Here is a 26,405-nt window from a genome sequence, read left to right as displayed (position 1 = left end):
AATGAGAGTATGGTCGGAGTTAGTGATTTGTAAAAGAGTAAACTTTTATTGTTCTTCTTCCCCTTTTAACACGTTGAATCTAACTCGACTTTTTGCCCCTTCGGCGTTTCATTAAATAGGCGCTTAAATTCACGATTAAATTGTGATGCGCTTGCATATCCCACCTGTCGCGCCGCTTCGTTGACCCGCATTCCCTCTACTTGAATCAATTCACGAGCTTTGTTTAACCGCACCTTTTTCACATACTGCAAGGGCGATTCCATGGTGACACTGCGAAACGCTTGGTGAAAGGCAGAAACGCTCATGTTCGCTTCGTGAGCCAAATCGAGCACAGTTAAATTGTGCGCATAATCGCTATGCACTTTAGCCAGAGACTTAGCCACTCGTGCATAGTTGCCTTCGTAGGCGGCAAGATCAAACAGTAAATGCCCTTCACTGTCGGTCAATACGCGATACAAAAGTTCGGCGGTTAATCCCTCGGCTAATACGTGCGCTTCCGTTGGATCTAATAGCGCCAGCATAATTCGCTCACAGGTACAAATCATCACATCGCTCATCGCCACCGATTTCACACCGCAGCAATCTTTGCGTTTACAGGGAGCAGCCGTACCATGCTGCTCTAACAAAGCAACTTGGCGCATCAGCAGCGCATGATCAAACCGGACACTCAAGCCCAAGATAGGCTCTTGCTCTGAACCAAACGACTCACACTCTAATGGCATCGGCACACCTGCCACCAAGTAGTCGTTAGGGCCGTAAGTCACTTGTGAACCATTGCCGACCGTAATTTTCTTGTACCCCTGCCCCAAAATGAAGGTACCCGATTCGTAGAGAAAGGGCTTTTTCCCTTGCATCTTGGTACTGCGATAAAAACGAATCCCAGGAATAGCCGTATCAACAGCCCCTTCCAGATCCTGGAGATTTCGCTGCTCAACATAGCGGCTCATCAATTCAACCAGTTCACTCATACGCTCCCCCTCAATTTTGCTAGGCATACGGTCACATATTTTGTAGGAATAGGCAATTTTATTAGAGGATCTCCCCTATTAAGACATGACTGTGCGGATTATTATGCAGTCATAATTAAGTTCTGTGTGCCTTATGGGCATCATAACGATAATTGGGAAACATCCCCATTTACATAGCAATTGGAGTGTCAGATGCAATTTACATACTTTAATCCAACTCGCATTCATTTTGGGCAAGGGCAAATTGCCGCAATTACCAATGAAATCCCAACCGACCAAAAAGTATTGGTGATTTATGGCGGTGGCTCAGTTAAGCGCAATGGCGTTTATGATCAAGTAGTGAGTGCTCTCAAAAACCATCATTGGCAAGAGTTCTCTGGTGTCGAAGCCAACCCAACTAAAGAGACGCTAGACAAGGCCGTTGCCATTGTAAAACAAGACGATATCGACTTTATCCTTGCCGTTGGCGGCGGTTCAGTGATTGATGGTTCCAAATACGTCGCGGCAGCAGCGCACTATGACGGTGACGGCTGGGATATCCTGACCAAAAAACACGACGTAACGACCGCAGTTCCTCTTGGGGCGATTTTAACTTTGCCTGCCACTGGCTCTGAATCCAATGCTGGCGCAGTGATCACCAAAAAAGAGACCGCAGATAAACTGGCTTTCCATGCCAAAGTGGTGCAACCACGCTTTGCCGTTATGGACCCAGATGTGATGAAAACACTCCCTGAACGCCAATTGGTGAACGGGATTGTCGATGCTTGGGTGCACACCTGTGAGCAATACATCACCATGCCAGCCAATGCCATGGTTCAAGATGGTTATGCAGAAACACTGCTACGCACACTTAAACAGGTCGGCGAACAGTTTGCAGATCGTGACAACGATGCATGGCGCGCCAACCTCATGTGGGCGGCAAACCAAGCACTCAACGGTTTGATTGGTACTGGCGTACCTCAAGACTGGGCAACACACATGATTGGTCATGAACTGACTGCCCTTTGGCATGTTGATCACGGTCGTTCATTAGCCATTATTCAACCATCGCTACTGCGTAACCAGATTAAAGCCAAACGCGCCAAACTTGAGCAAATGGGGCGTAACGTATTCCAATTGCCAGCTGGGGCTGATTTGGCAGAACGTACCATTGATGCGATTGAAGCGTTCTACCATAGCTTAGAGGTGGCGACTCAATTTGCCGATCATGGCATGACACACGAAGAAGCCGTGGATACGGTGGTAAAACAGTTGGAGCACCATGGCATGACCGCTCTGGGCGAAAACCGTGCTATTACTTTGACTCAATCTCGTCAAATTCTGGAAAATGCGCTCGCCTAACCGACCGCTTTCCCTATCCCTATTCAGGCGCCCAAATTGGGCGCCTTTTTATTGGATCACTGTTTTAGGCAAATCCAGCTAGGTTATTGACCTTATTGATTCGTTATCATTAAGAGATGATCGACAAGGTCACTGAAATAGTGTTTTAATTCTTATAGCATTCAACGATTAGCAATCCAAATAACTTAAGCCCAAGCGCTCAAGATGAAGACCCAAGTACACTTTAGATGTGCTGGTCGATATCGTGAGACACCAGGAAAACACCATGAAAAAGACCATACGGACACTGAACGCTCACAAGCATATCGCTTTAGTTGCGCATGATAACTGCAAAAGCGAACTTCTGCGTTGGGTAGAAGAGAACAAAGAAAAGCTACAACAACACTTTCTTTACGCCACCGGCACCACCGGTCGCATGCTCAGTAAAGAGACAGGACTTGCCATTCAAAGTATGATCAGTGGCCCGATGGGCGGCGACCAACAAATCGGTGCACTGATTTCAGAGTGTAAAATCGATGTCTTAGTGTTCTTCTGGGATCCTCTCAATGCCGTACCGCACGACCCAGATGTCAAAGCGCTATTGCGCATCGCCAGCGTATGGAATATTCCCGTTGCTACCAACCGCGCTAGCGCAAAGTTCATCTTCAATTCTGATCTCATTAACCAAGAAGTGGATATCGAAGTTCCTGACTATCAAGCGTATTTGGCCGATCGCACATAAGCGTTCTAATTCGCTACACTTCTTGCTTACACCAACAGCAAAACAAAAAAAGGGCTCATTTCTGAGCCCTAAACACATAGCCAAACAGCCAGTACTAGTCTTGTGGACCTGTACCGCCGTCAACCTCACTACCCAAAGCGCTGGTTTCCTCTAATGTGTAGTCGTACATATCGACGTCAGAGAAGACCGTTGAACCACTGTCCTTGTACTGGTCGGTTGAAGAAACGCCAGTATAGGTGTTACCTGAAGCACTGAAATACGCACTACCGATGTTCCAGTGCGGTTTAACACTATTTTCGAAGTAGTTGTTTTCTACCAGAATTTGCGCGCTGTCATCACCACCGATTGAGAAATAAGTGATGTCTTTCCAATAGTTATTGAATAGGTGCACGCGAGCATCTTCCCCTTCAATTTTAGGGTTACGCCCTGCAGCGGTATCCCAGAAGTTATGATGGAAAGTGACTTGAGAATCCGAAACTAAGTTTGTGTACCAATGTTGGCTTGCACATACTTGTGAGTTATAGCCGTAAAAACGGTTCCAGCTGACAGTGACGTTTTTGCTGCTATCGACATCCACATAACCATCACTGATATTGCTAAAGGCAACGTGGTCGATCCACACGTGACTACTGTCGTTCACCGTAATACCATCGCCCGCTTCGACCAATGAAGGGTTAATGGTGCTGATCGCCAAGTTACGGATGATGACGTTTTCTACGCCACTCAAATAGAGGTTGGCACCAATGATTTTCGAATCGCTGCCTAGCCCAATTAAGGTTTTGTTGGATTTGACATAGATGGTCGATTCATTACGTGTGACATTGACCGTGCTGCTAGAAGTGCTGCCATCAAAATCACTACAGCTTTGGCTACTAGTTGGAATGCGATACCAAGTTTTGCCGCTGTCACCCCAGTTAGAACAGTCCAAAGCACAAGCCGCGACTGTCCTGTCTGACGTGCGACAATCAATCGATGTACTTGCCGGAATCTGAATCACTTGAGCGGATGAAGAGGTCAACGCTGAGGTTAATGCCGAGCAGCTTGATACTGTCACGGTACTACCCGCAGCACCACCTGTCGTGGTGGATAAACCATCGTCACCGGATTGAGCAGCAAAGCCAACGAGATCGGAATCAGACGAGCTGCTACAAGAGCCAGAAACAGGGTTGATGTACCAACGTTGTGAGCTTAAAGATTCATCTGAGTTTTGATAAACGTTAGACCCGTTGGTGGAACCTGCCACCGTCAAAGAGAGTTGAGAGTTTTTGTTAACGATTTTAAAACCGCCATCGGAGTCCGTTTTGATCTCCCAACGCTGATTGTCACCATCCCAATCGGTATAAGTATCCACGTTGGCACCATCAGAGGTCGATGAATTTAACACTTCCACCAGCTTGCTGTTATAAACCGACTTAATTTCCCAATAGTTATCGCTCTGCTTGGTCAATACAAACTGCTGGTTGGTCGGTTCCCAGAACTCATAAGTAATCACGTTAGGGACAGTACTGGTGTCATTGGTATTCACATCCAACGCTTGGCTAGAGCCTTTATTGATAATGTAATACGTACTACCAGACGTGGGCATTGTGGAACAATTTTCCGCCAATGCAGACATACTCACCACGGCGAGAGCGACTGCGCTACACGCGCGCCATAACGCTCTTTGACTTGTTATTTTCATCGTTTAACTCCTAAATAATTTCGATATCACCTGCTGCCCGCATAAAATTGAAACGATATTTTAATTGCTTTTAAAAAGTATTTTAACTTCATATAGGTGAAGTGGTTTTAATAGAAGAGATGAATTGGAAAGTTGATCGCAAATATAGCTAACGAGAATAGTAACAGACATATTTTGAGGGAATTAAAGTCATATCACGGGTGTTACACCCGTGATAGAAAGCGGAAATAAAAGAGGAAACTCACTTAATAATAGATGAGACTTAAATCAATAAAATCAGTATATTAATGATTACTTTTCAGCCAAAACCTCGGCACTAGTCACAATATGGCAGCCGGCATTTTTCATCTCTTCTAATGCGTTATTAGAATCCTCAGGATGAATATTCACACCGCGGCAAGCATCACTAATGACAAACGTATTAAACCCACAGGATACAGAATCAAGTGCTGTAAATTTCACACAATAATCCGTTGCTAGACCGACAATATAAATATCAGTGTAATTATGTTCACGTAAATATTCTTCTAAGCCTGTTGCTTGCAGGCGTTGATTGTCAAAAAAGCCGCTATAGCTATCAATACCTAACTGAGTTCCTTTAAAGATCACATGTTCAATATTGCTCCGGTTTAAGCTCGGAATAAAAGCCGCTCCAGAAGTGTGCTGAACACAATGATCTGGCCACATCATTTGTGCCATACCATTAAGGTCAATCACTGAGCCTACGGGTTCACCATGCGTTGAAGCAAAGCTGGCATGACCGACAGGATGCCAATCCTTGGTCGCAATCACATGCTCAAAATGGGGTAAGAGGCGGTTAATCACCGGAACGATGTGATCCCCTTGGGGTACCGCTAAGCTACCACCGGGGGCAAAGTCATTCTGCACATCGACTAAGATTAGAGCTTGAGTCATTTTGATTCCTTTTCCAGAGTCATTCCTTGAGTGATGTTGCTCATCACTCCATCACTACCTGATTTCGTCCTCGCGCTTTGGCTTGATAAAGAGCTTGGTCAGTGCGATTAAACAGTGACTTAACTGTATCGCCAGTTTGTCATTGAGTCACGCCAATACTGACCGTGAATCCAGGTAACGGTGCTGTTTCGGATGTTTCTACCGCCACTCGTAATGTTTCAGCGAGCTGTAACGCCGCTTGTCCGTTTTGCAATGGCAGCAAAATGGCAAACTCTTCCCCGCCAATTCGAAACAGCTGATCGCTAGAGCGCAATAAGCGGGTCAACAAACCACATAAATGCTTAAGGACCTTATCCCCTATCGAATGTCCGTATTGATCATTAATTTTCTTAAAGTAATCAATATCCAATAGAATCAAGCTTAATGGACTTCCCTGCCGAGCTAATTCCACTTGCAGTTTGAATTGCTCATCCCACTTATGACGATTGTATGCTCCAGTCAGTTTATCGCGAGTAGCTAACATCAATAGCTCCTGCTCGACTTGTTCACGATTGGTGATCTCTTGCGCTAGACGCACCATCATATGCTTCAGCTCTACTTCTAGTTGGCTAAACTCATCTAAAGCACGTGGATCATCGCTGATCAAATCACCGTATTCAGCGGTTTCACCATGTGTGATCGATTCATCTAAGTGCTGGATATCTTGTTTGATACGGGCAATGCGCAGCATAAAAAAGCGCACTATGTAGGTTGTCAAAGCAATACCCAATATCGTTGCGCACACCCCTAACGCGATGTTAATCCAATAAAACTCCTGCTCATGTTTTTCCGTATAACGGCTGGTGTCATCGGTGAGCTTATCGAGCCCTTTTAAGATCGCTTGCACTGAGCTTTCTAACTGATTAGCGAGGTCTTCCAGAACAATCTTTTGCTCCAAAGGCGTTTCTTGGTCATCTAAAACGTCACCGAGCACCTGCTCAAACTGGTTACTACGTTCATGATAACGTTCAATTTCCTGCAGCAATTGTCGGTGCTCGCCCCGCTCAAAGCGAATATGGTTTTGCTCAAGATTTTGCATCACGAGCTCAACGGCTTTATCCAGCAAATCTTTGATCTGCTTTTTCTGATAAGCGTATTCTTGGCTCGGAGATAGCTTGTGCTTGTCAGCATGCTCTTTAAGTTTGAACTGCTCTAGTAAGATATGTTGCTCCAATTGCAACATCTCGATACGCCCCATAATTTGATTGAGGGGCACATCAATGTAGGCCACTTCCTTCATTTCCGAATCAATGACCCGCAGTTTATAGATAGAAAAAACAATCACTATGAGCAAAATGGTTAACAACACCATAAAGATGCTGCTAATACGACGACTTAATGATGAATTATACCAAGCAATAAATTTCATAATGAGCAGTTGAAGTTTGATTTAAACACATGATTAAAAAGCAGCCGATGGCTACTCAAGAATCACTTGGTTACGACCTTGACCTTTTGCATGATAGAGGCATTGATCAACGCGATTAAATAGCGTTCGCACACTATCTTGAGCCTGACATTCACACACTCCCATACTGACAGTGTAGGCAGGGATTCCCGGTTCAGCACTCTGCTCAATTTTGACTCGGATCGTTTCGGCAAATTGCAGTGCCATCTGGCCATTTTTGAGTGGGAGAATAATGGCAAACTCTTCGCCACCAATACGAAAAAGCATTGAGGTATTATCCAGTTCACTTTGAATCAACTGACATAAATGGGTTAAGACTTTATCACCAACAGGGTGACCAAATTGGTCGTTAATTCGTTTGAAGTAATCAATATCCAACAGCACTAAGCTAAATAGCGCCCCTTGTTGACCGAGAGAGACTTGCCACTTGAGCTGATCATCCCATTTATGACGGTTGTATGCGCCAGTCAACTTATCATGGGTGGCCAAACGCAATAGCTGCTGCTCGACTAACTCTCTATTTTCAATTTCCTGAGCTAGACGGCCCATCACGAGTTTAAGCTCTTGTTCCAATGCAGAAAATTCATCCAAGTAATCTGCAGAGTCTGTCACTTGAGGAAAAGGAATCGGAGTCCCCGTCGTTAAAGAAGAATCGATTTGCGCAATGTCGTGTTTCATTCGGGCAATACGTTTATGGAAAAACTGCACAATATAGCCAGTGAGCAGAAACCCAATAACCAGTGCACAAATACCGAGTGCCATGTTAACCCAAAAGAATTCCTGTTCATGCTTTTCGGTATAACGGCTAGCATCGACGGTGAGCTGTTCAATTTGGGTTAATATTTGTTGAACCGACTGTTCCAAGTTGTTGGCCAACTGTTCAAGATGCTGCTTGCTACTCTCACTGATTGTTTCGTTATGCAGCATATCACCTAGTGCCGTTTCAAACTGATCGCTGTGGTGATGATACGCTTCTATTTCATCGAGTAAGCCCTGATGCTGCTGCTTTTCGAAACGAATGGAGTTCGCCTTCAGATTCTGGGCAATCAGTTCCACCGCCTGATCTAGCAAGGCTTTCATCTGTTGCTTTTGATAAGCGTACTCTTGATCTGGGCTCATTTTCCCCGCAGGATCACGTTCTTTGAGGCGAAATTGCTCCAGCAAGATGTGCTGCTCAAGCTGCAACATCTCGACCCGTTCCATAATTTGGTTGAGGGGCACATCGATATACGCCACTTCTTTCATTTCCGCATCAATCACACGTAACTGATTAATGGAGAAAGCAATCACGATCAGCAGAATCGTCAACAACACCATAAAGACACTGCTGATCCGACGGCTCAGGGAAGCGTTGTACCACTGTAAAATATTGATCACTCTTTTCTGTTCACCTATTGCATTATGAGCAGTGGCATCTTAGTTAGATTTCGCAACTCATTGGTTATAATGATGCTTTTTACGCATTAAATTAGCCATCCATAATATACAGGTAAAAAAAAGGAAGATGAAATAATTCTCTTCCTTTCTATAAGCCTAAATAATTGATGTATAACTCAATTAACTATTTCTGTTTGATCACTGGATAATCGCCATTCACCAATTCCTGAACAAATACCGAACCTTGTCCACTGTGGGTAATCCACACTTTTTCCTTGGCGCGAGTCAGCGCTACATAAAATAGACGACGCTCTTCTGCAAACGGAAAATCATCCTGAGTCTGATTGAGTGCTCCATCAAGGTGGACCGCTTTCACTTTCGCAGGAAACTGTCCTTCATCGACACACAACAGAATCACATAATCGGCCTCTTTGCCCTTACTCGCATGACAGGTCATAAACTCCATTTTTAGCGAGAGATAACGCTGTTGCCAATCTTTCAGCAATTCCGGTTTGTGATAGTGGTTACGACCCAGCAATAACACCGTTTTTAAGCTATCCGCTTTACGATTAAGTTGGTCGAGAATCTTTTCCACATTCTGAGTCGGAGCAAGATAAACGGCTTTTTGCTTTTGCTCTTTGACACTATTGAGGGTCTTTTCGAGCTGGTTCGGGTTTTGCGCGATAAAGGTATTCGCTACCAAACCGATCTGCTCGTTAAAGCGATACGTCGTATCTAAATGATGAATCGTAGAATGAGGGAAACGTGCCGAAAAACGCGTAGTGAGATTAACATCTGCCCCGGCAAATTGATAAATAGCCTGCCAATCATCCCCAACCGCAAAGAGATTGCACCCTTGTGGCGTTTGCTCAACTAAGGCTTGAATCAGCGCCAAACGCTGCGGCGAAATATCTTGGTACTCATCAATCATGATTAACTTCCAAGGGGATGGGAACTTGCCTTTCACCACATAGTCAGTGGCTCTGCTGATCATGATGTTAAAATCGATTTGATCATTTTCTTTCAGCATCTGTTGCCACGCCTGGTAGCATGGCCAACACAAACTAAGTTCACTATTAAGTCGCGCATAATCGGGATGTTCAATCAGCCGCTCTTGGAGCTCTTTCTTTTTCAAGCCCAACTGTGCCAACTGATCAAGCTGCTGCGCTAACCAAGCAATCAGTTTCGGGTTTTCCACTTGACTGCCAAGTTCGTCATCACCGGTTAAATAGGCAATAGGCCAGCTCGAAAGATGTTTTTGCCAACGCTTGAAGTTAGTCGGCGTCATCCAGTGGCGTTTTAGCCAATCGATGCACCACGCCTTTTTCTGATTCTCCTCCAATGCGAGCGGCGACAAGGTAACCCCGCTGCCTTCTACACGATTAAGAATCGACAAACCCAGTTGGTGGAACGTATTGACGCGAACGCCTTCACTTTGCTGACCCACTTTGGCTCGAATGCGCTGCTCCATCTCTGTCGCGGCTTCTTTGCCAAATGCTACCAGCAAAATGTCTTCTGGCTGGGCTAACTGACTCTGGAGCAGATAAGCCACACGAGCGGTCAGAACACTGGTTTTGCCAGAACCTGCACCGGCCAACACTAGGTTATGGTCATCATTGAGTAACACGGCTTGTTGCTGACTCAAGTTGAGTGGCGAAGATTCGATAGATTCAAACAAAGGTGCCCAAACAAGGCGTTCTTGTTCTAGCCAATGTTGATTGCGCTCCCCTACTTGGGCAGAGGTATTGAGCAACCATGGCATCATCTCCGTCATCGAGCCAGGTAAGCGTTGATAGGTCTCTTCGATAGACATGCCAATCTTATCGAGATCACTTAACACTGCATTCGCCCAATTATTGGCAAGTGAATGAGGTAAGAAACTAGGAATGGATTGAATTCGCGCCAATTCTTGTTGCCATAACGGCACATATTGACTAAGTTGCTGGCACTGTTTGTCGTGCCACTGTTGGTAAACACTGACAACATGATTAGCAAAGTCGCGACAATCGGGCCAAGGCAATCCTTGAACCAACCACGAACGTTGCACACCCGACTCTTCGTGGGCAAAAAATTGCAGCGAGCCCCACAGTAAACCATGGCGCAGCTTTACGCAGCCGTTCCAAATATGAAAGGGGATACGCTCTTCTGTTTGCCGTGACGACAAAATCAGGATCTCTTTGTCTAACTCAATTTGATGATATTCGTTAGAAATAAAAAACTGTGCAGTCTTGTTTGCGCTTAGCTGCATTGGTAATAACTCGTCCATTGGAATCGGTCTCATCATACCTTAATCACTTATGAGAATGAAAAAATAATGTCAATATTCACCGAGTTTTGATTTCCACTTATCTCACTCTTTTTTTATCTCGATCAGACAGTTATTCTTATTACCTGTTAGAATCCCTTTTTCACTCTGATTGACTGAATAAACTATCGTGCCGATTGCAAACCGCTTTAAGCTCTACTGGGCTAACAAAACCCTTAATTACTGTGCCTTAATTTTGGTCACCCTATTAGCCGTGGTGATTCCTTGTTGGCACTACAACCTAAATACGTGGGTCACTCCGCTTATTTTAGGCGTCATAGCGGCAGCCTTATCGGAACGCGACGACAGTTTTTCAGGTCGCCTCAAAGCCATCGCACTGACGTTTGTTTGCTTTGCCATCGCCTCATTTTCCATCGAAATCCTGTTTGATCACCCATTGTGGTTTACCTTAGGTCTGTTTACTTCCACCTTTGGTTTTATCATGCTGGGGGCGATTGGGACACGTTACGCGAGTATTGCGTTTGCTTCGCTTTTGCTTGCGGTCTACACCATGTTAGGCGCCGATCAAAGTACCAATATCTGGTTCCAACCGGTGTTATTACTCGGTGGTGCTGCTGGTTACTTCTTGCTGTCGATGATTTGGTACATTGTTTGGCCAATGCAGCCAGTACAACAAAGTTTAGCCTCAGTATTTCAACAGTTAGCGAACTATCTTGATGCCAAAGCGCAGCTGTTTTATCCAACATCGCAATTTGCTCCACAACCGTTTCGGGTCAGTGAGGCCAATTTGAATGCTGCTACCGTTAACGCTCTCAATCAATGCAAAGCGATCTTCTTAACTCGCGCTAAACGTGGCCATGTGGATAGTGCCAGTGACCGTTTTCTAAGCATCTATTTTTTAGCGCAAGACATTCATGAACGCGTGAGTTCAACGCACTATCGTTATCAGGAATTGGGCGACCATTTTGGACGTTCTGATATTCTATTTCGTTTTAAATATTTACTGGAAACCCAAGCGAAGGCGTGTCGCGAAGTCGCTGAATGTGTCCGGTTGGGTCAATCATACGATCACAGTGGTGACTCGGTACTGGCGCTCGATGAATTACAACTGTCACTCGATCATCTAAAAGAGCAAAAGCGCCCTGAATGGCGTTCACTGTTGGCGCAGTTAGGTTATCTCTTCAATAACTTAGTTACCGTAGAAAAGCAGCTTAACAACATCAGCAACCCCGATGCCAATAAGCTTGAAGAAGAAGAACTGGAAGATAACGAACCTCATTCACTGAAAACTATGTGGGCTCAGTTGCGAGCCAATTTCCACCGTGATTCACTGCTCTTTCGTCACGCGCTACGTATGTCAGTTGCTTTAACGCTCGGCTATCTCATATTACAGGGACTTGGATTGGGGCGCGGTTATTGGATTTTGCTCACCACGCTCTTTGTGTGTCAGCCAAACTATGCGGCAACACGGCAAAAAATCACGTCACGAATTATAGGGACCGTGATTGGCCTCTTAATTGGTGTGATGCTACTGACGCTCTTTCCGTCCCAAGAGAGCCAACTCGCCTTTATCGTTGTATCTGGGGTGATGTTCTTCGCTTTTCGCTTAAACAACTACGGCTTTGCCACCGGGTTTATTACGGTTTTGGTGTTGTTCTGCTTTAACCAACTTGGGCAAGGTTATGCAGTGGTGATTCCGCGTTTGACGGATACCTTGATCGGTTGTGCTCTTGCCGTTGGCGCAGTGGCTTTTATTTTGCCTGATTGGCATTCCAAGCGATTACATAAAGTGATGGCGGATGCGATTGAAGCCAATAAACGCTACCTTGATCAGATCATTGGCCAATATCGTATCGGTAAAAATGACAACTTAAGTTATCGCATCGCAAGACGTAATGCCCATAACCAGGATGCCGCCCTCGCGGCTGCGGTAAATAACATGCTGGCAGAACCTGGGCGCTATCGCGCGGCATCGGTGGAGAGCTTTCGTTTTCTCACCTTAAACCACGCGTTATTGAGTTACATTTCTGCTTTAGGTGCGCACCGCACGCGAATCGATGAAAGCGTGCATAAACTGGTACTCGATTCACATCTCGTGATCCACCAACATTTGGATGTGCTCTATCAACAGCTTTTTAATCATTGTGAACAGTGTGATACATCAACTATCGATGATGCAGGTCTTGAACAGAAACTCGCCGAATGGCGTGATGAAGATGAAGGCAATGCGCGTCTGGTTTTACAACAACTGCATCTAATCTATCGAATGCTGCCAGAATTACATTCACTTGCCGATAAATTTGCTGTCCGCATTGAACGTATATAATCCTAATTCCTACCTTTCAAGCCCAGTAAAATCATAACATTTGACTGGGCTTGCATCCTTTTAGCCCATTTTTAACAAAACGCGGACAATTTTTAAGCAACTTGTTATAGGATGTTAACTCTAATAAATGAGAAAAGGCGTAAAAAACCTCTATATCCCGTATTTTGGGTATAGTGCAAAGATTAGGCATTTTACATAATAGGTGTGATATCAATTCAGACGCCGTTGTGTGAGTATAGACCATGACAAAGTTAACAACAGAAAAGTGGCCAAAATATAATAAAACAGATTATACGCCATCCGCATCTAGCGCTTTTTTGCTGTTTGGAGAAGACCGTATGTCAAGTACACAATTTGAATACATGAAAGAGCAGCTCAAGCTTTTGTCACCACAGCAGTTGCGCTCTTTACAGGGTGAAATCAATCATTCTCTGGAAAGTAACCAAGGTGAGTTACTCACCGATGAAGAACGCCACATGTTGGCGAGCCTTTTTTCTTAAGTGACTCGCTTACGTAAAAAGACTGAGCACAGTGAGCATGGAACGCTAAGTGCGTAAAAAGAGATGTCGCGGGATTTGCTAAACACTCGCGCCAGACATACACTTTAAACGTAACGAGGTGATGATTATGTCAGTTTCATCTGTAGGTTCAGGAAATAACGGTTATGCCATTCTTCAACAATCGAAGAAAATGGCAGACGAAGCAGCGCAAGAGCTTTCGCAAACCCAAGCCCTTGAACAAAAAGATCAATCCTTGCGATTTAATCGGGTCGATTCGGCTCAGGAAGATGCTTTGGAAAAAGCTCAGGCACGCCAAGCACTTCATCCTGACCAAGTAGACTCATTGATTAAGCTCAATCAAGCACAGCAATACAATCGTGCTGGCGTTACGGTCGTACAAAAAGAGCGTGACATGCTAGGCAGCTTACTCGACTTACGTGTATAAATTAACGGCTCAAAACGGTTTGAGCCGTTTTTATTTGTGCGCTTCACCCACCTATTAACTACCCCACTTCAAATTCTCTGTTGTAACAGTTCCCTACTTTGTAACTTAGTGAAGTATAAATAATTGTGATTATTGCGCTGATGAGTACAATGCAGGCAAATAATGACGATGAACACCGCATGAAACCAATACGACCAATCACTCCAATGACTCATCTCGAAAGTGATCAACTAAGTAGTGCCCTAGCACCAAAACGACATACTCCGTTGAAGAAACTGGTGGCCAGTGGGCGTCTCACCCCTGAGTTAGTCGAAAAACGGTGGCAGGTCCTTGGTGATAAAGAGCTGCAATCGGCCTTACTTGATCCCACCACTACTGCTCACATGGCTGAGTATCAAAACAATATTGAGCATTTTATTGGCACCGTAAAAGTGCCCGTTGGCGTCGCAGGACCACTTCGCATCAATGGGCTTCATGCTAACGGCGATTATTTTGTTCCCCTCGCCACCACTGAAGCGGCGTTGGTTGCGTCATATCATCGCGGTTGCAAACTGATCACGGCTGCCGGTGGTGCCTCTGCCATGCTGCTAAGTGAGGGGGTGACTCGTAGCCCAGGTTTTGCCTTTGTATCCTTGATTGAGGCTGGACAATTTGTCGCATGGATTACTACCCAATTTGACCAGTTTAAACAGCTAGCGGAAAACACCACCCGTTATGGCCGGCTCAATGACATCAACGTCAATATCGAAGGCAATCATGTCTATTTGGTGTTTGAGTATTTTACCGGCGATGCGAGTGGGCAAAATATGGTGACCATCGCCACTAACGCCATTTTTGATTACATCATGAAGATGTCGCCCGTGGCACCAAGCTATGCCTTTTTGGATGCCAATTTATCCGGTGATAAAAAGCCAAATGCCCATACATTACGTAATGTCCGCGGTAAAAAAGTGACCGCTGAAGTTCACTTACCGCCGTACCTAATTGAGAAATACCTCCACACCAGCGTGGAAAAAATGGTGCAATTTGGTCATATGACAACCACAGGTGGGCTATTAAGTGGTTCGATAGGAATTAACGCTCATTATGCCAATGCGTTAGCGGCATTCTACATAGCCTGTGGTCAGGACGCCGCTTGTGTTGCGGAATCAGCAGTAGGGATGACGCGCTTTGAGCAAACCAAAGATGGTGGTTTATGCGCTAGCGTGACCTTGCCTAATATCATGGTCGGAACCGTTGGAGGTGGTACATCTCTGCCCTCACAACGAGCATGCTTAGAACTACTGGGCTTGCACGGCTCAGGAAAATCGCGCGCTCTGGCTGAAGTGGTTGCTGCACTCTGTTTGGCTGGAGAGCTTTCCATCGTTGGCGCATTCTGTGCTGGGCACTTTTCCAGAGCCCATCATAAGCTTGCTCGCGGCAAATCATGATTGACTAAGTCTTGACCATATTTAGTCATACTTAGCCCCAAAGTGACAATAAAAAGCCGACTCAACTGCACAGCATAAGTCGGCTTTAAACATCAATTTGCGATAATGAATTTAACGGCTCACCGCCACATCTTGCTGAGAAATGCTGACCCCTTTGATCTGAGCAAACACATCCATGCCCACTTTCAAACCCAAGTCATCCAGTGCCCATTCGGTAATGGTTGCCCATAAATTGCAATTGGGTGCTAATTCGAGTTTCACATCGATATAGCGTCCACCTTCGTCCTGCTGCCGATGCTCTATCTGCTGCACTCGCGCTGGCAAAATATTACGAATTGACGTGGCTGTAGGTCTTTCAAGCATCAAAGAGACATCGGTAGCACGGATTTGCAAACGCACTGCACTGCCCACCTCTCCTTTTACCTGTCGTACCCATAGGGGCACTTCGGGGGCAAGGCGCAACTCAGTAATACTATAGCCATGATGCTGCTGCACAATCTCGCCGGAAAACAAGGTACTGTGCTCACTTAAGTCGTGCCAAGGACGCATGGTTTCTGAACTCCATACCGCCTCTACTGCTCCAGCGTTCACCACCTTCCCCTCTTGGATCAGCACAAGGTAATTAGCGAGACGTAATATCTCATCCAAACTATGAGTCACATAGAGGATTGGGATCTGAATGCGGTCTGCGAGCTGTTCCAAAAACGGCATCACTTCTCGCTTGCGTGGCAAGTCCAGTGACGCCAGCGGTTCATCCATCAACAAAATGTCGGGTTGTGATAACAGAGCACGACCAATTGCAACGCGCTGTTTCTCGCCACCGGATAAGGCACTGGGATAACGTTCGAGTAACGGGCGAATCGCCAGAAGGTCAACAACTGAATCAAAGTAGGCGGCATCAAATTGCTTAATACCGTAACGCAAATTACCTTTTACCGTGTAGTGAGGAAAAAGGCGCGCCTCTTGAAACACATAACCGACGCGGCGTTTCTCAATCGGTAAGTTAATCTTACTTTGACTGCTAAACAACACCCGTTCAGAAATACGGATCTCACCTTGGTCAGGACGAATCAACCCACTAATCACGTTAATAAGCGACGTTTTCCCTGCACCTGAACGACCAAATATCGCGGTGATACCACGATTTGGCAGCGCGATATCAATATCGAAGAAGGTTTCACCTAACTGCTTTTGAAATTGTAAGGTTAAGTCACTCATCGAGATGCTCCCAAACGCAATTTCATTCTGCGGCTCACTAATTCAGAGATAAACAGCGACACCAAAGCAATCACAATAGAGATGATGCATAAACGTGCCGCGTCCATCTCAGCGCCAGGCGTTTCTAAGAAGTTGTACATCGCAAGCGGAATAGTTTGTGTTTCACCAGGAATATTGGAGACAAAACTGATCGTGGCGCCAAATTCCCCTAAGCTGCGGGCAAACGAAAGCATGACACCCGTAATGATGCCGGGAATGGTCAATGGCAACGTAATGGTGAAAAACACTTTCAAAGGTGAGGCACCTAAGGTTCTAGCCGCTTGTTCGAGCTTGGTATCGACACCTTCGATACTTAAACGAATTGACCGTACCATCAAAGGTAAAGCGATCACCGCACAGGCTAAGACTGCTCCACGCCAGCTAAAACTAAAAGTGATACCAAACCAATCGGCAAACCACTGACCGATAAAACCTTTACGGCCCATACTAATCAGTAGTAGATAGCCAACAACGACTGGAGGAAGCACCATAGGCAAATGAATAATGCTATCGAGTAACCCTTTGCCTGCAAACTCTTTACGGGCCAGTAACCAGCCGAGCAAAAGCCCGACTGGCAGCAGCCATAACACCGTAAACCCAGCCACTTTAAGGCTGAGCAAAAGTGCTGTTAGTTCATAATCGCTGAGAAAATGCAGATTATTTGGCAGCAAATTTTTGGCTTCCTAGCTCAGTGTTAAAACCATATTTATTCAATACTTTTTTACCATCAGCAGATTGAATGTAGTGAACAAAATCCGCAGTTTCAGCATTATCGCTGATTTGCGCTAGTGGGTAATGAATCGCTGTATGCAAACCTTCATCAAAGGTGCTCACAATTTTCACTTTATCAGTCAATACTGCATCGGTTTTGTACACCATACCAAGGTTCGCTTCACCGCGTTCAACCAAAGCAAGCGCTAGACGTACGTTATTCGCTTGAGCCAGTTTAGGCTCAACGGTATTCCAAACACCAAGATGTTCCAACGCTTCTTTAGAGTACATACCCACAGGCACAGAGCCAACGTTACCCACTGCCATGCGGCTGTCAGACAACAACTTAGTCCATTGACCTTTATCTTTCACATCAAAGGCTTTGATGTTGGCTTTTGCAGGTTCAATCAACACCAATTGGTTACCCGCAACCAAGGAAACTTTATCGGCGGTGATCACTTTTTTATCGACTAAATATTGAACCCATTTTTCATTAGCAGAAAGGAATACGTCAGCTGGTGCACCAGATTCGATTTGGCGAGCCAGTGAAGACGATGCCGCATAAACAGTTACCACATCAACATTTTCATGAGTTTTTTCATAAGCAGCAGCCAGGTCGTTAATGGCATTAGTCATTGATGATGCTGCATAGACGTGGATTTCATCTTTAGCGAAAGATGGGGCGGTTAACAGCGCAGCGCTGATAAAAAGTGCAAGTTTTTTCATGTCTTATCCGTTATGTCTAACCATAAAGCATCGCGCCTGATCAGGTCGAAATGCTCTCTGCTAAAAGAAGGATCGCTTATGCCTGAAGGTAAAGTGACCATGTCGTTGGTTCGAACAGGCTCCTACCCAAAAATGTGATGAAGGGGTAAGTCTAAGGAGTCGAAGATACCGTGTCGGTCAGTACCAAGTATCTGATAACACAGGCTCATTACATCATTTTTTTAGGACAATTCAAGCGAAATCAAAGTTTGCGAATCCGACTATCTTGACCTTTTCGCGTGTTAACTCTCTGTCTCGCCATCTTAAAAATGAACAAAAAGCAACCAAACAAAGCCATTTACAAGGGCAATAACAGTACTTAATGCAGGGTTACTGGCGTTTTATTAGCAAAATGAGCTAGCCCTCTCGTGTGTTTGCAAAAATGAAAAATGCCAGTTTCCAAGATGGAAATGTTCAAATTTATGACACAGAGCACAAATATGACGAAACAAGTAATACTGCTTTCATAGCAAACATTAACCGCTTCTGTTTCTGGAACCGTTTCTTCTCAAGCACCAACGACTCAAACCACTCCTTATCGCAACCATCCAGCCGCTAAATGAACTGCAGATGAACCCCACACTCACGCTAGATTCAATAAGCCTATGTTTTTATATCACCACTTCGCTGAACCAGCGAAGGCAAGATCATCGATAACCCAATAACTTAACTCAATAAGAGAAAGGACGAACTCATGAAAAAGACCACTTTACTTTTGACCTGCGCACTACTGGCCGCACCTACCCTAAGCTTTGCCGACGACCGAGACGATCGTCGCGGTATTGATTACAACGGACCCGTTGAGATAACCCCGGTCAAAGCACTGCTCGACGATGACAGCTTTTTCTCTGATCGTGATGTTGTGGTGGAAGGACACCTGGTAAAACGTTTACGAGAGGATCTGTTTCTCTTTTCCGATGGAAAACATGAAATTCGCGTTGAGTTAGATGATGACATGCACTTGCCAGGTCCAATTGATGCAAAGACCAAAGTGCGCCTATTTGGTGAGTATGAGAACCATCGTCAGCCAGAAATCGAGGTGGATTACCTTCAGGTAATGTAAATGTCAGTATTTTTTTAAGTTATTTGGCATTCATCATTGATTTTGTGGCTGTAATCACAGGAAAATAGTCTAGAGTTATATTTTGGCCTGTAAGTTGCAGGTCTTTGAATTATCTTTAGGTTTTATACACAATCAGGATGAATGCCTATCATGTTAAAAAAATCGTGTCTGGTCGCTCTTTTCTCTACGGCGTGTGCATTCTCAGGTGTAGCATCGGCAAACAATTTCGATTACAACTTTCTTGAAGTCCGTACTACTGCAGGTCCACAATCGTCAGGTGTTGAACTGAGTACCTATTACACTGATAACTCTCATTTTGTCGTTCGTGGTGATTCGCGTTTTAACAAAGATTGGGATTTAGCTGCAGGTATGGGATTTAATGGTCCATTTGGCGCATTCGCTGATGTTTTTGGTGAAGCACTTCTTCACCAGATTCGTGAAGATGACGAAGATGGCGGCAAGGATACCACTGAAGTTGAAATCAGTGTGGGTACGCGCCTTTGGATCGCTGAACAATTGGAAGGTAGCGTGCGTCTGGGTCGACTCGGTGAAAACACCGTGTTTGTCACTGGTCTTCGTTTTCATTCAACTGATCAACTTTCAGTTGCTCTAGAAAGCCGCAATGCCGGTATCTGGGGTCCACAAATTGCGCTTAGCGTGCGCTTTGGCTTTTAATTAGCTACAGCACTTACCCAGTCACTTGGCGCTGCTGTTTAAAATAGACCAGCGCCTGATTTAAGCTGGTTTCTTTGAGTGGTTTTACCAAGACGTATTCCGCACCTGCAGCGATAAAGGCATCCCGGGTTGATTCCATGCCATCAGCTGTACACGCATAAACCGCCGCAGACAGTTTAAGCTCTTGTTTGATCACGCGAGTTGCATCGATCCCACCAAGATAAGGCAATTGATTATCCATTAAGATCAGATCAAACTGCTGCTCTTTTGCTTTCTCAATCGCTTGAACGCCATCGGTCACCCACTCTACATCCAAACCGTATTTTTTACAGAAAGCGCGCGCAATAAAGGCGTTGGTGTGGTTATCCTCTACGAGCAGCACTTTTAACGGCTCATCAAACAGGGTGAATTTCACGTCAGCTTCTTTAGCATCAATTTCACGCTCTTCTACTTGAGCCACAGGCAGAGGAATACGCAGATTAAACTCTGTCCCCTTACCAAATTCAGATTCGACTCGAATGGTACCGCCCAGCATTTCAATCAAACTATTGACGATCGCAAGGCCTAAGCCACTGCCACCATATTCACGTGTCGTCGTTGATTCTGCTTGGACAAACGGTTCAAAGATAATGCGCATATCTTCACTGCGAATCCCAATACCCGAGTCTTTAATTCGTACTTTGAGTGTCGATTGGCTTTCCGTCACCAGCAGTATTAAATCAACATCAATTTCGCCGTAATGGGTAAATTTCACCGCGTTATTGAGCAGGTTAAACAAAATCTGGTTAATACGAACCTGATCGCCAACCACCATGACATCTTCAACGATGTTGGAATTGAGTTGCAGCGTGATGCCCTTCTCTGCGCATAGAGGTCGGTAAATACGTTCAATCGCATAAACAACGTCAGACAAACGGAACTGACTCTTCTGAATGCGGAACTTACCTTGCTCAATACGTGAGAAATCGAGAATATCGTTCAGTACCGCGAGGAGATGCTCACCACTGCTGCACAAGACATTCACCTGCTCAACTTGCTCTTTGTCATTCACAGTACGTTTAAGCAGTTGTGACACGCCTAAAATACCGTTGAGCGGAGTTCTTAACTCGTGACTCATTTTGGCTAAGAAATCGGCACGCAGACGCGCCGACTCTTCTGCTTCTTTACGCGCTATACGGCTCTGTTTTTCCGCTTCTGCAATACTGGTAATGTCATAACCTTGAGCGATGATCGACTCAATTTTGTCATTCACTTCAATCGGCGACAAGTTCCAGCGGAACATCTTACCGCCCAGTTCCGTATTCACCTCTTTGACGATGTTACCTTGCGCAGCCTCAGCAATTTTGTCCCTCAGTTGTCGCTCTAACCCATCCAATAATGGCTTGTCTTCTTCAAACTGATGCAAAAATTGCTGTTTGGCCGATGGGTTCATCTTGATCATCTGCCCATCGGTAGACCACAACACAGTCGGCGATACGGTGAAGTTGAACAAATCTTCAAATTGTTTTTCTTGTTCAGAAAGACGCGAAAAGGTGTGCTCTAAGGTACGACCAAAGTGGTCAAACTCATAAATGGTTGAACCAGGAAACGGATTGCGTCGCCCTTTATCCGCGACTTGATGGGTGTAGGTCATCAAGCAGGCAATTTCCGATTCGATGCGTCGTTGAATCCACCAACGAGTAATCAAAGCCACAATTACCATCGCGACCAACGCAAATATCATCCAGAAATAGTAGTTATCTCTGAGTCTGAGTGCGTTTTGGTTATTTTGTACGGAATAGACAGTCAAATAGGTTGGTACACCTTCCACCTCTAACGAGGCTCGGCTCACCATATTCCGGTTATAGAGGGTGTCACTTTGACCCGATTTGATCACATCCGCTTCGCGATAGGGCTCATTACCATTGAGTGTTGAAGCGATGACCTTTTTACCCACCGTGAGTACCAAGTTTTGCGAATTACTGCCATCGCGCATGGTCTCGATTAACGCATAGTTATTATTGAGCACCACCGCAACATACAAAAAGCCGGCTACCTCTCCAGTTGCTTGATTAATCAAAGGAGAACGGCGCACCATGAGATAAATCATATCGAGTTGCGAAGGTGAAGAGATCAAGTGCCAGTTGCTGTTAAAGGCCACACGACGAATCACCTTAGTCATATCATCTTGGCTAAGCCCATAAAATTGCGCATTGCCATCGTCCCAGATGAGTCCATCCATCGTGGTAATAAAGCGGATATCAGGTGTGTTAGAGAGTTCAAGCTGATCAACGCTGAGAAAATATTGATCAATGGTCTGGGGATCGCGCGATTGCAGTGCCTCAACCAAGTTTTGACTTTGAGCACTGCTGTCTTGGTGAATCTGAACGGTTGCTAAACGAAAGTTAAATAGGCTTTGTACTAAATTAGTGGTTTGCCCTGACGTGCGCAGTACCTCCTGCGACATCAAACGACTGCTGATTTGATAACTCTGGAACAATACACTTAGAGTCAATGCACCAAGCACCACAACGATCGCAAAACTAATGAAGTTCGCGATACGTCTTTTGGGTCTAATTGGGCCGGTTATCACACTCACTCATAGGTCCTTAATTAGCGATCTGAATAACGAAACGCCCATTTCTCTAAGCGCTTAACGCGTTCAGGGCTATCGTCTTTCGTTACGACTTCAAAATCGCCGGAATAGACAGTTGGAACAGGCTTATCTTCTAAGTCCCATTTCACCGCTTCAGCCATGGCAACGCCAGTATCATCGTTCATACGCATTACGGTCACCGCCATATCGCCTTTCGCAATCGCTTTTAATTCCGCTGAACCACCACCCCATCCGTTGATGATGATATCTTGGCGTTTTAACTCTTTCAGCGCCTTTATTGCGCCTAATGCGATATCCGTTGAACAGGCGTAAATAAACTTCACTTTAGGGTCATTTTTTACAATATTGAGGGTGGCTTCGTAGCCACTCGCCTCTGTCGCTTTGGTGTAGTAAGACGACGCCAAGCGATAACGGCCTAAAGTTTCCATCGACTGGATAAACGTATCACCGCGCGCTGCACTGATATAACCTTCTGAATAGTACAAAACGGAGTACTCACTGCCCATAGGTTCAAGGCTGCGGTAGTAATCCAATAAACGGTAAGTGCCCAGTTCATGGTCAAAGCCAACATACATCATGGGTTGACGTTTATCCCACGCTTTGATGGGTGTCGTGATGTTTTGCAAAATCAGTTTGGTTTTCGATGACTGCAAAACGTGCTCGATAAACTTGCGATGACGAGTGGTATCTAGCGTAAATATAACGTAATCAGAGTTGCTTTTTATCGCCTCCATAAGCGATAAACTCAATTCACGCGCATCCACATTAGGGCGGGTAAATACTTGATTAAGCTGATATTGAATACCAAGTTCTTGCATTCTCAGCTCAAATGCTTTGATGTTGCGAACCCAGTAATCGGAAATCTGTTGGCCAGGAAATACCACTGAAATAGTGATGGGACGAGTCTGTTTAACCGTTAATGGCACAGGATCACGACGTACCGTATTCACCATCTTATCGGTTAACATCTGCTGCTCAGGATTGCGGCTCAGGAACTCGCGATAATGCCAATACCCTTTAAGCACTTGGGATGCTTCCGCAAGCTGAGGAATAATGGCCAAGAGAAATAGAAAAATGGTGGTTGTGCGTTTTATCATTCAGCTCTCATTATTATGACGTTTTGTGAGCAGTTCTAAAAACAGTAGCCATAAGAAAACAAAGGGGAAAACCTTTACAGTAAAGGGCTAGCGTCTCGCGGATTATGAAACATATAGCCTGTAAATGATAGTGCGGACAACAAAAAACTTTATTATCCGCACCCTACGATAGAGCCTAAACTCTAGATTGTTTAGAAATGCATCACACTTATTAATAAAAACATAACTTAGAAGGTAAAGGCTAAGTTAGCAGATAGCCCCAACTGATTTTCTCCGGCGTACAAACCAGCAAGATCAATACTGACAAGATCACCCGGACTGATACCCAAACCAAAGGTAAACGCATTATCTAGGTTACTTTTCATATCCACTTCGTAGCCAGCGCGAAGTTGTGCCCAGCCCCAAGCATCGCCTTCAATACCAAAACGCAAGAATTGGGTATCGTCATTGCTGCCCTTAAAGCGTTTTTGTGCCGTCACATCCGCATCTACCGCAGCGGTAAAGAATTGGGTCACATAAGCGCCCGACACGGTAACCTGCGTGTTAAGTTTATAAGTATTGCTCCCGTCGTACGTCTTTATTTCCTGACTAAACAAATCCTTAACGGCGACTCCTGCACGAAAACTCTCTTTAAGCCAAACCGCACCTAAATCCAAGTTGAAAGCCGATTTGGTTTTCTTGCTTTCGTCATAATCACTGAGGTCGAAATCTTCAACCGTGACACTGTCTTGATAGGTACGCAGTTGTTGTATCTTTGGCGATACACCAAAGGCAAATGTTTGGCCACTTAAGTCCAATTTTTTCGCCATGGATAAACCTACTTCGGTATAACCAAAGGCCGTCAAATCGACACTTGAGTTTTGATACCGCGTTTGCACTGCACTTGGAGTATCTCCACCATCAGCAGCAATATCGGTTTCAGCAATCACTTCCGCATACGCGCGAGTAAAAAGGTTAAACGAAATCGCATCGATAGGCAGTGCAATCGCTGCCCCTAAACTCGCCGACACAGTCAATGGCTTATTATTGTCGAGGTCATTGAGGTAGTTGTTCAGTGTTGTCGCATTCGCTGTAGAACTATTGTCTTTAAAATCATCAATCTGGTCCTGCAGATCATCCACTGTCGACAGTGTATCATCGGTATCTCGCATCGTTGCCCCCACACCTGGCAGCAAAATACCAATATGGTCATTATCGCGATAAACGGCAGCGAGCGCTGGGTTATAGAAAGGAGCGAGCAGATAATCGGCGGTGGTCACACCGGTATTACCCATCGCATTGCCACGAGCATCAGCAACACTGGATGCCGCGTGTACGGAAGTAACTGCCCCTAGCGCAAGAGCTAAGGCAGCAACGATTGGAGTAGGTTTTATCATAATTGCTAATCACCTTAATTAGATTGACTCATCATTAAAAGTAATAGCAATTTGCAAGCTGCCAGCGAAAGTTCCGTGACAGAATGGGTTAATGTGAAAGTGATCTCACTTTATTTTGCAGAATTTTGAACAGCCCCTCATCGGTAATGAGTTGCTCTTTTTGGGATTTAGTGAGTTGTTTGATTCGCCATTCGAGTTTCAGCGCTTCGCTTTTGCTGTCGCTGACCGGTTGACTCCACGCCAAAGCAAGTGGTCCCTTTCCTTTCAGCGCTTTTGCGCCACGGCCATTGCTGTGCTGCGCAAAACGGCGTTCAACATCCGTAGTTATGCCGCAGTAGAGTGCGTTTTGATGGGTGCGTACAAGATACACCCACCACTGTTTTACTGGCTCTGTCACGCGTTATTGATCAAGTAATTGCTGCACTTGCAAAGTGAGCGCTTCCACTTGCGCACGCAGTTCAGCCACTTCTTCACGCAGCGCTGCAACCTCATCGTTACCACCCATATCTGATGGCGAACTTGAAGCCAGTGCCGTGACATCAACCTCGCCACAAAACAGATGTTGATAGCGAGATTCACGCTTACCCGCTTCACGCGGCAGTTTGACCACCAGCACGCCACTCTTATGGTCTTGGGCCAAATGTTCCAATACCGCTTCGACTTCTTTTACATCGGTAAAAGTACACAAACGGTTAGTTCTGGTGCGCAGTTCGCCAGGTGTTTGTGGGCCGCGCAGCAACATGCAACAAACAATCCCCAGCTCTTGCTCGGTCAGCTGTAAATCACCAAATTGGGTATTACAAAAACGGTGCTGATATTTGCGTGTACGGCTTGCAAAGGCGCTTTCGTCACTCACCAAATGACGAGCAATCAGCCCTTCCACTGCATCTTGAACTTCAGCTTCGCTCAAAGACATCACTGGTTCACGGTTACTCTTTTGGTTACAGGCCGTGGTTAAGCTATTTAAAGAGAGCGGATAATAATCAGGAGTGGTGATCTCTTTCTCGATGAGGCAGCCAATGATGCGGGCTTCAATGGCGGTTAACTCGATATTCATAGCGTTATCCTTATTGTAATTTTAATGTTCCAGATTCAAATTAAGCTTGATGATGCGGCCGTTGCCATCGACCATGACAATTTTGGATCGATTAAGCTCTATCTCGGTCAGTTCGAGACGTTCTCGTTCAATCACATAAGCGCAACCTAATTTAGTTGTATTTGAATCTTGTTGTTGCTCTGGTTCTTGATTATCTTGTTTAGTAACAACGATGTCGGAATGAAACATAGTGAAATCGTAGCTTCGTCATAAATTGCACCCATGATATAGCGCATCATTGAGGAAGTACAATCCACCTCACTTTAACTGTCTAATATTTAGCCAAGCCGCTAAACGGTTTGATCTAAAAGCTGTTATGAAACGGCACTATGTGTTTTAATCGTTGACAGTA

23 protein-coding genes are annotated in these 26,405 nt (G+C 45.1%); 8 read left to right on the top strand and 15 right to left on the bottom strand.

From position 1 onward, the window contains the following. Positions 1 to 65: 65 nt before the first annotated feature. The gene (locus tag OCV11_RS19210; RefSeq protein WP_261897626.1) at positions 66 to 968 is read right to left on the bottom strand and encodes an AraC family transcriptional regulator; all 903 of its coding nucleotides are present in this window, start codon (positions 966 to 968) and stop codon (positions 66 to 68) included. A gap of 192 nt (positions 969 to 1,160) precedes the next feature. Here OCV11_RS19210 and OCV11_RS19205 point away from each other — a divergent pair, with 192 nt between their 5' ends. Together OCV11_RS19205 and OCV11_RS19200 are read left to right on the top strand one after the other, a co-directional pair. Continuing rightward, complete coding sequence (locus OCV11_RS19205) at positions 1,161 to 2,309, top strand: iron-containing alcohol dehydrogenase (protein WP_261897625.1); 1,149 nt, start codon at positions 1,161 to 1,163, stop codon at positions 2,307 to 2,309. 265 nt (positions 2,310 to 2,574) lie between these two features. Next, complete coding sequence (locus tag OCV11_RS19200) at positions 2,575 to 3,030, top strand: methylglyoxal synthase (protein WP_261897624.1); 456 nt, start codon at positions 2,575 to 2,577, stop codon at positions 3,028 to 3,030. 94 nt (positions 3,031 to 3,124) lie between these two features. On the opposite strand, the gene OCV11_RS19195 is transcribed toward OCV11_RS19200, so the two are convergent. The 5 genes from OCV11_RS19195 to helD form a co-directional block, all read right to left on the bottom strand. Continuing rightward, positions 3,125 to 4,711, bottom strand: a complete 1,587-nt coding sequence (locus OCV11_RS19195; protein ID WP_261897623.1) for an RICIN domain-containing protein — start codon at positions 4,709 to 4,711, stop codon at positions 3,125 to 3,127. A 291-nt stretch (positions 4,712 to 5,002) separates the two neighbouring features. Further along, entirely contained in the window at positions 5,003 to 5,626 is a 624-nt protein-coding gene (gene pncA / locus OCV11_RS19190) for a bifunctional nicotinamidase/pyrazinamidase (protein WP_261897622.1), read from the bottom strand. Positions 5,627 to 5,765: 139 nt separating this feature from the next. Beyond that, entirely contained in the window at positions 5,766 to 7,034 is a 1,269-nt protein-coding gene (locus OCV11_RS19185) for a GGDEF domain-containing protein (RefSeq protein WP_261897621.1), read from the bottom strand. Positions 7,035 to 7,085: 51 nt separating this feature from the next. After that, a complete protein-coding gene (locus tag OCV11_RS19180) occupies positions 7,086 to 8,450 on the bottom strand; it encodes a GGDEF domain-containing protein (protein WP_261897620.1) in 1,365 nt (454 codons plus the stop codon). Positions 8,451 to 8,634: 184 nt separating this feature from the next. Continuing rightward, complete coding sequence (helD, locus tag OCV11_RS19175) at positions 8,635 to 10,698, bottom strand: DNA helicase IV (protein WP_261897963.1); 2,064 nt, start codon at positions 10,696 to 10,698, stop codon at positions 8,635 to 8,637. A gap of 187 nt (positions 10,699 to 10,885) precedes the next feature. Here helD and yccS point away from each other — a divergent pair, with 187 nt between their 5' ends. From yccS to OCV11_RS19155, 4 genes are all read left to right on the top strand, one after another. Continuing rightward, a complete protein-coding gene (gene yccS / locus OCV11_RS19170) occupies positions 10,886 to 13,042 on the top strand; it encodes a YccS family putative transporter (RefSeq protein WP_261897619.1) in 2,157 nt (718 codons plus the stop codon). A 338-nt stretch (positions 13,043 to 13,380) separates the two neighbouring features. Then, positions 13,381 to 13,542 carry a hypothetical protein gene (locus tag OCV11_RS19165; protein WP_261897618.1) on the top strand — a complete coding sequence of 54 codons (162 nt, stop codon included), beginning with the start codon at positions 13,381 to 13,383 and terminating at the stop codon, positions 13,540 to 13,542. A 127-nt stretch (positions 13,543 to 13,669) separates the two neighbouring features. Continuing rightward, a complete protein-coding gene (locus OCV11_RS19160; RefSeq protein ID WP_261897617.1) occupies positions 13,670 to 13,987 on the top strand; it encodes a hypothetical protein in 318 nt (105 codons plus the stop codon). Between the two features lie 206 nt (positions 13,988 to 14,193). Then, on the top strand, positions 14,194 to 15,417 hold the full coding sequence (locus tag OCV11_RS19155; RefSeq protein WP_261897962.1) for a hydroxymethylglutaryl-CoA reductase: 1,224 nt from the start codon (positions 14,194 to 14,196) through the stop codon (positions 15,415 to 15,417). Between the two features lie 111 nt (positions 15,418 to 15,528). Here OCV11_RS19155 and modC read toward each other — a convergent pair whose 3' ends face one another. The 3 genes from modC to modA are packed head-to-tail and all read right to left on the bottom strand — an operon-like array spanning position 15,529 to position 18,111. Beyond that, positions 15,529 to 16,635, bottom strand: coding sequence for a molybdenum ABC transporter ATP-binding protein ModC (gene modC, locus OCV11_RS19150; protein WP_261897616.1), 1,107 nt, complete (start codon positions 16,633 to 16,635; stop codon positions 15,529 to 15,531). Continuing rightward, positions 16,632 to 17,342 (bottom strand): molybdate ABC transporter permease subunit, encoded by a 711-nt coding sequence (modB, locus tag OCV11_RS19145; RefSeq protein WP_373332848.1) that lies wholly within the window; start codon positions 17,340 to 17,342, stop codon positions 16,632 to 16,634. The genes modC and modB overlap by 4 nt, the downstream gene beginning before the upstream one ends. Further along, positions 17,332 to 18,111, bottom strand: a complete 780-nt coding sequence (gene modA / locus OCV11_RS19140) for a molybdate ABC transporter substrate-binding protein (RefSeq protein WP_261897615.1) — start codon at positions 18,109 to 18,111, stop codon at positions 17,332 to 17,334. Before modA ends, modB begins: the two co-directional genes overlap by 11 nt. Positions 18,112 to 18,844: 733 nt before the next feature. Here modA and OCV11_RS19135 point away from each other — a divergent pair. Both OCV11_RS19135 and OCV11_RS19130 read left to right on the top strand, forming a co-directional pair. Beyond that, entirely contained in the window at positions 18,845 to 19,213 is a 369-nt protein-coding gene (locus tag OCV11_RS19135; protein ID WP_261897614.1) for a YgiW/YdeI family stress tolerance OB fold protein, read from the top strand. 150 nt (positions 19,214 to 19,363) lie between these two features. Further along, a complete protein-coding gene (locus OCV11_RS19130) occupies positions 19,364 to 19,888 on the top strand; it encodes a hypothetical protein (RefSeq protein WP_261897613.1) in 525 nt (174 codons plus the stop codon). Between the two features lie 13 nt (positions 19,889 to 19,901). Here OCV11_RS19130 and luxQ read toward each other — a convergent pair whose 3' ends face one another. The 6 genes from luxQ to OCV11_RS19100 all read right to left on the bottom strand — a co-directional run bounded on the left by luxQ (position 19,902) and on the right by OCV11_RS19100 (position 26,242). Next, on the bottom strand, positions 19,902 to 22,466 hold the full coding sequence (gene luxQ / locus OCV11_RS19125) for a quorum-sensing autoinducer 2 sensor kinase/phosphatase LuxQ (protein WP_261897612.1): 2,565 nt from the start codon (positions 22,464 to 22,466) through the stop codon (positions 19,902 to 19,904). Positions 22,467 to 22,480: 14 nt separating this feature from the next. Then, entirely contained in the window at positions 22,481 to 23,578 is a 1,098-nt protein-coding gene (locus OCV11_RS19120; protein ID WP_373332847.1) for an autoinducer 2-binding periplasmic protein LuxP, read from the bottom strand. A 230-nt stretch (positions 23,579 to 23,808) separates the two neighbouring features. Next, positions 23,809 to 24,957 (bottom strand): conjugal transfer protein TraF, encoded by a 1,149-nt coding sequence (locus OCV11_RS19115; RefSeq protein WP_261897610.1) that lies wholly within the window; start codon positions 24,955 to 24,957, stop codon positions 23,809 to 23,811. Positions 24,958 to 25,045: 88 nt separating this feature from the next. Beyond that, positions 25,046 to 25,354, bottom strand: a complete 309-nt coding sequence (locus OCV11_RS19110; protein ID WP_261897609.1) for a GIY-YIG nuclease family protein — start codon at positions 25,352 to 25,354, stop codon at positions 25,046 to 25,048. 3 nt (positions 25,355 to 25,357) lie between these two features. After that, the gene (locus OCV11_RS19105; RefSeq protein WP_261897608.1) at positions 25,358 to 26,014 is read right to left on the bottom strand and encodes a YceH family protein; all 657 of its coding nucleotides are present in this window, start codon (positions 26,012 to 26,014) and stop codon (positions 25,358 to 25,360) included. Between the two features lie 21 nt (positions 26,015 to 26,035). Next, on the bottom strand, positions 26,036 to 26,242 hold the full coding sequence (locus OCV11_RS19100; RefSeq protein ID WP_261897607.1) for a hypothetical protein: 207 nt from the start codon (positions 26,240 to 26,242) through the stop codon (positions 26,036 to 26,038). Positions 26,243 to 26,405 lie beyond the last annotated feature (163 nt).

Source organism: Vibrio porteresiae DSM 19223 (assembly GCF_024347055.1).
Lineage (GTDB): Bacteria > Pseudomonadota > Gammaproteobacteria > Enterobacterales > Vibrionaceae > Vibrio > Vibrio porteresiae.
This window is presented reverse-complemented; position numbering and strand designations above follow the sequence as displayed.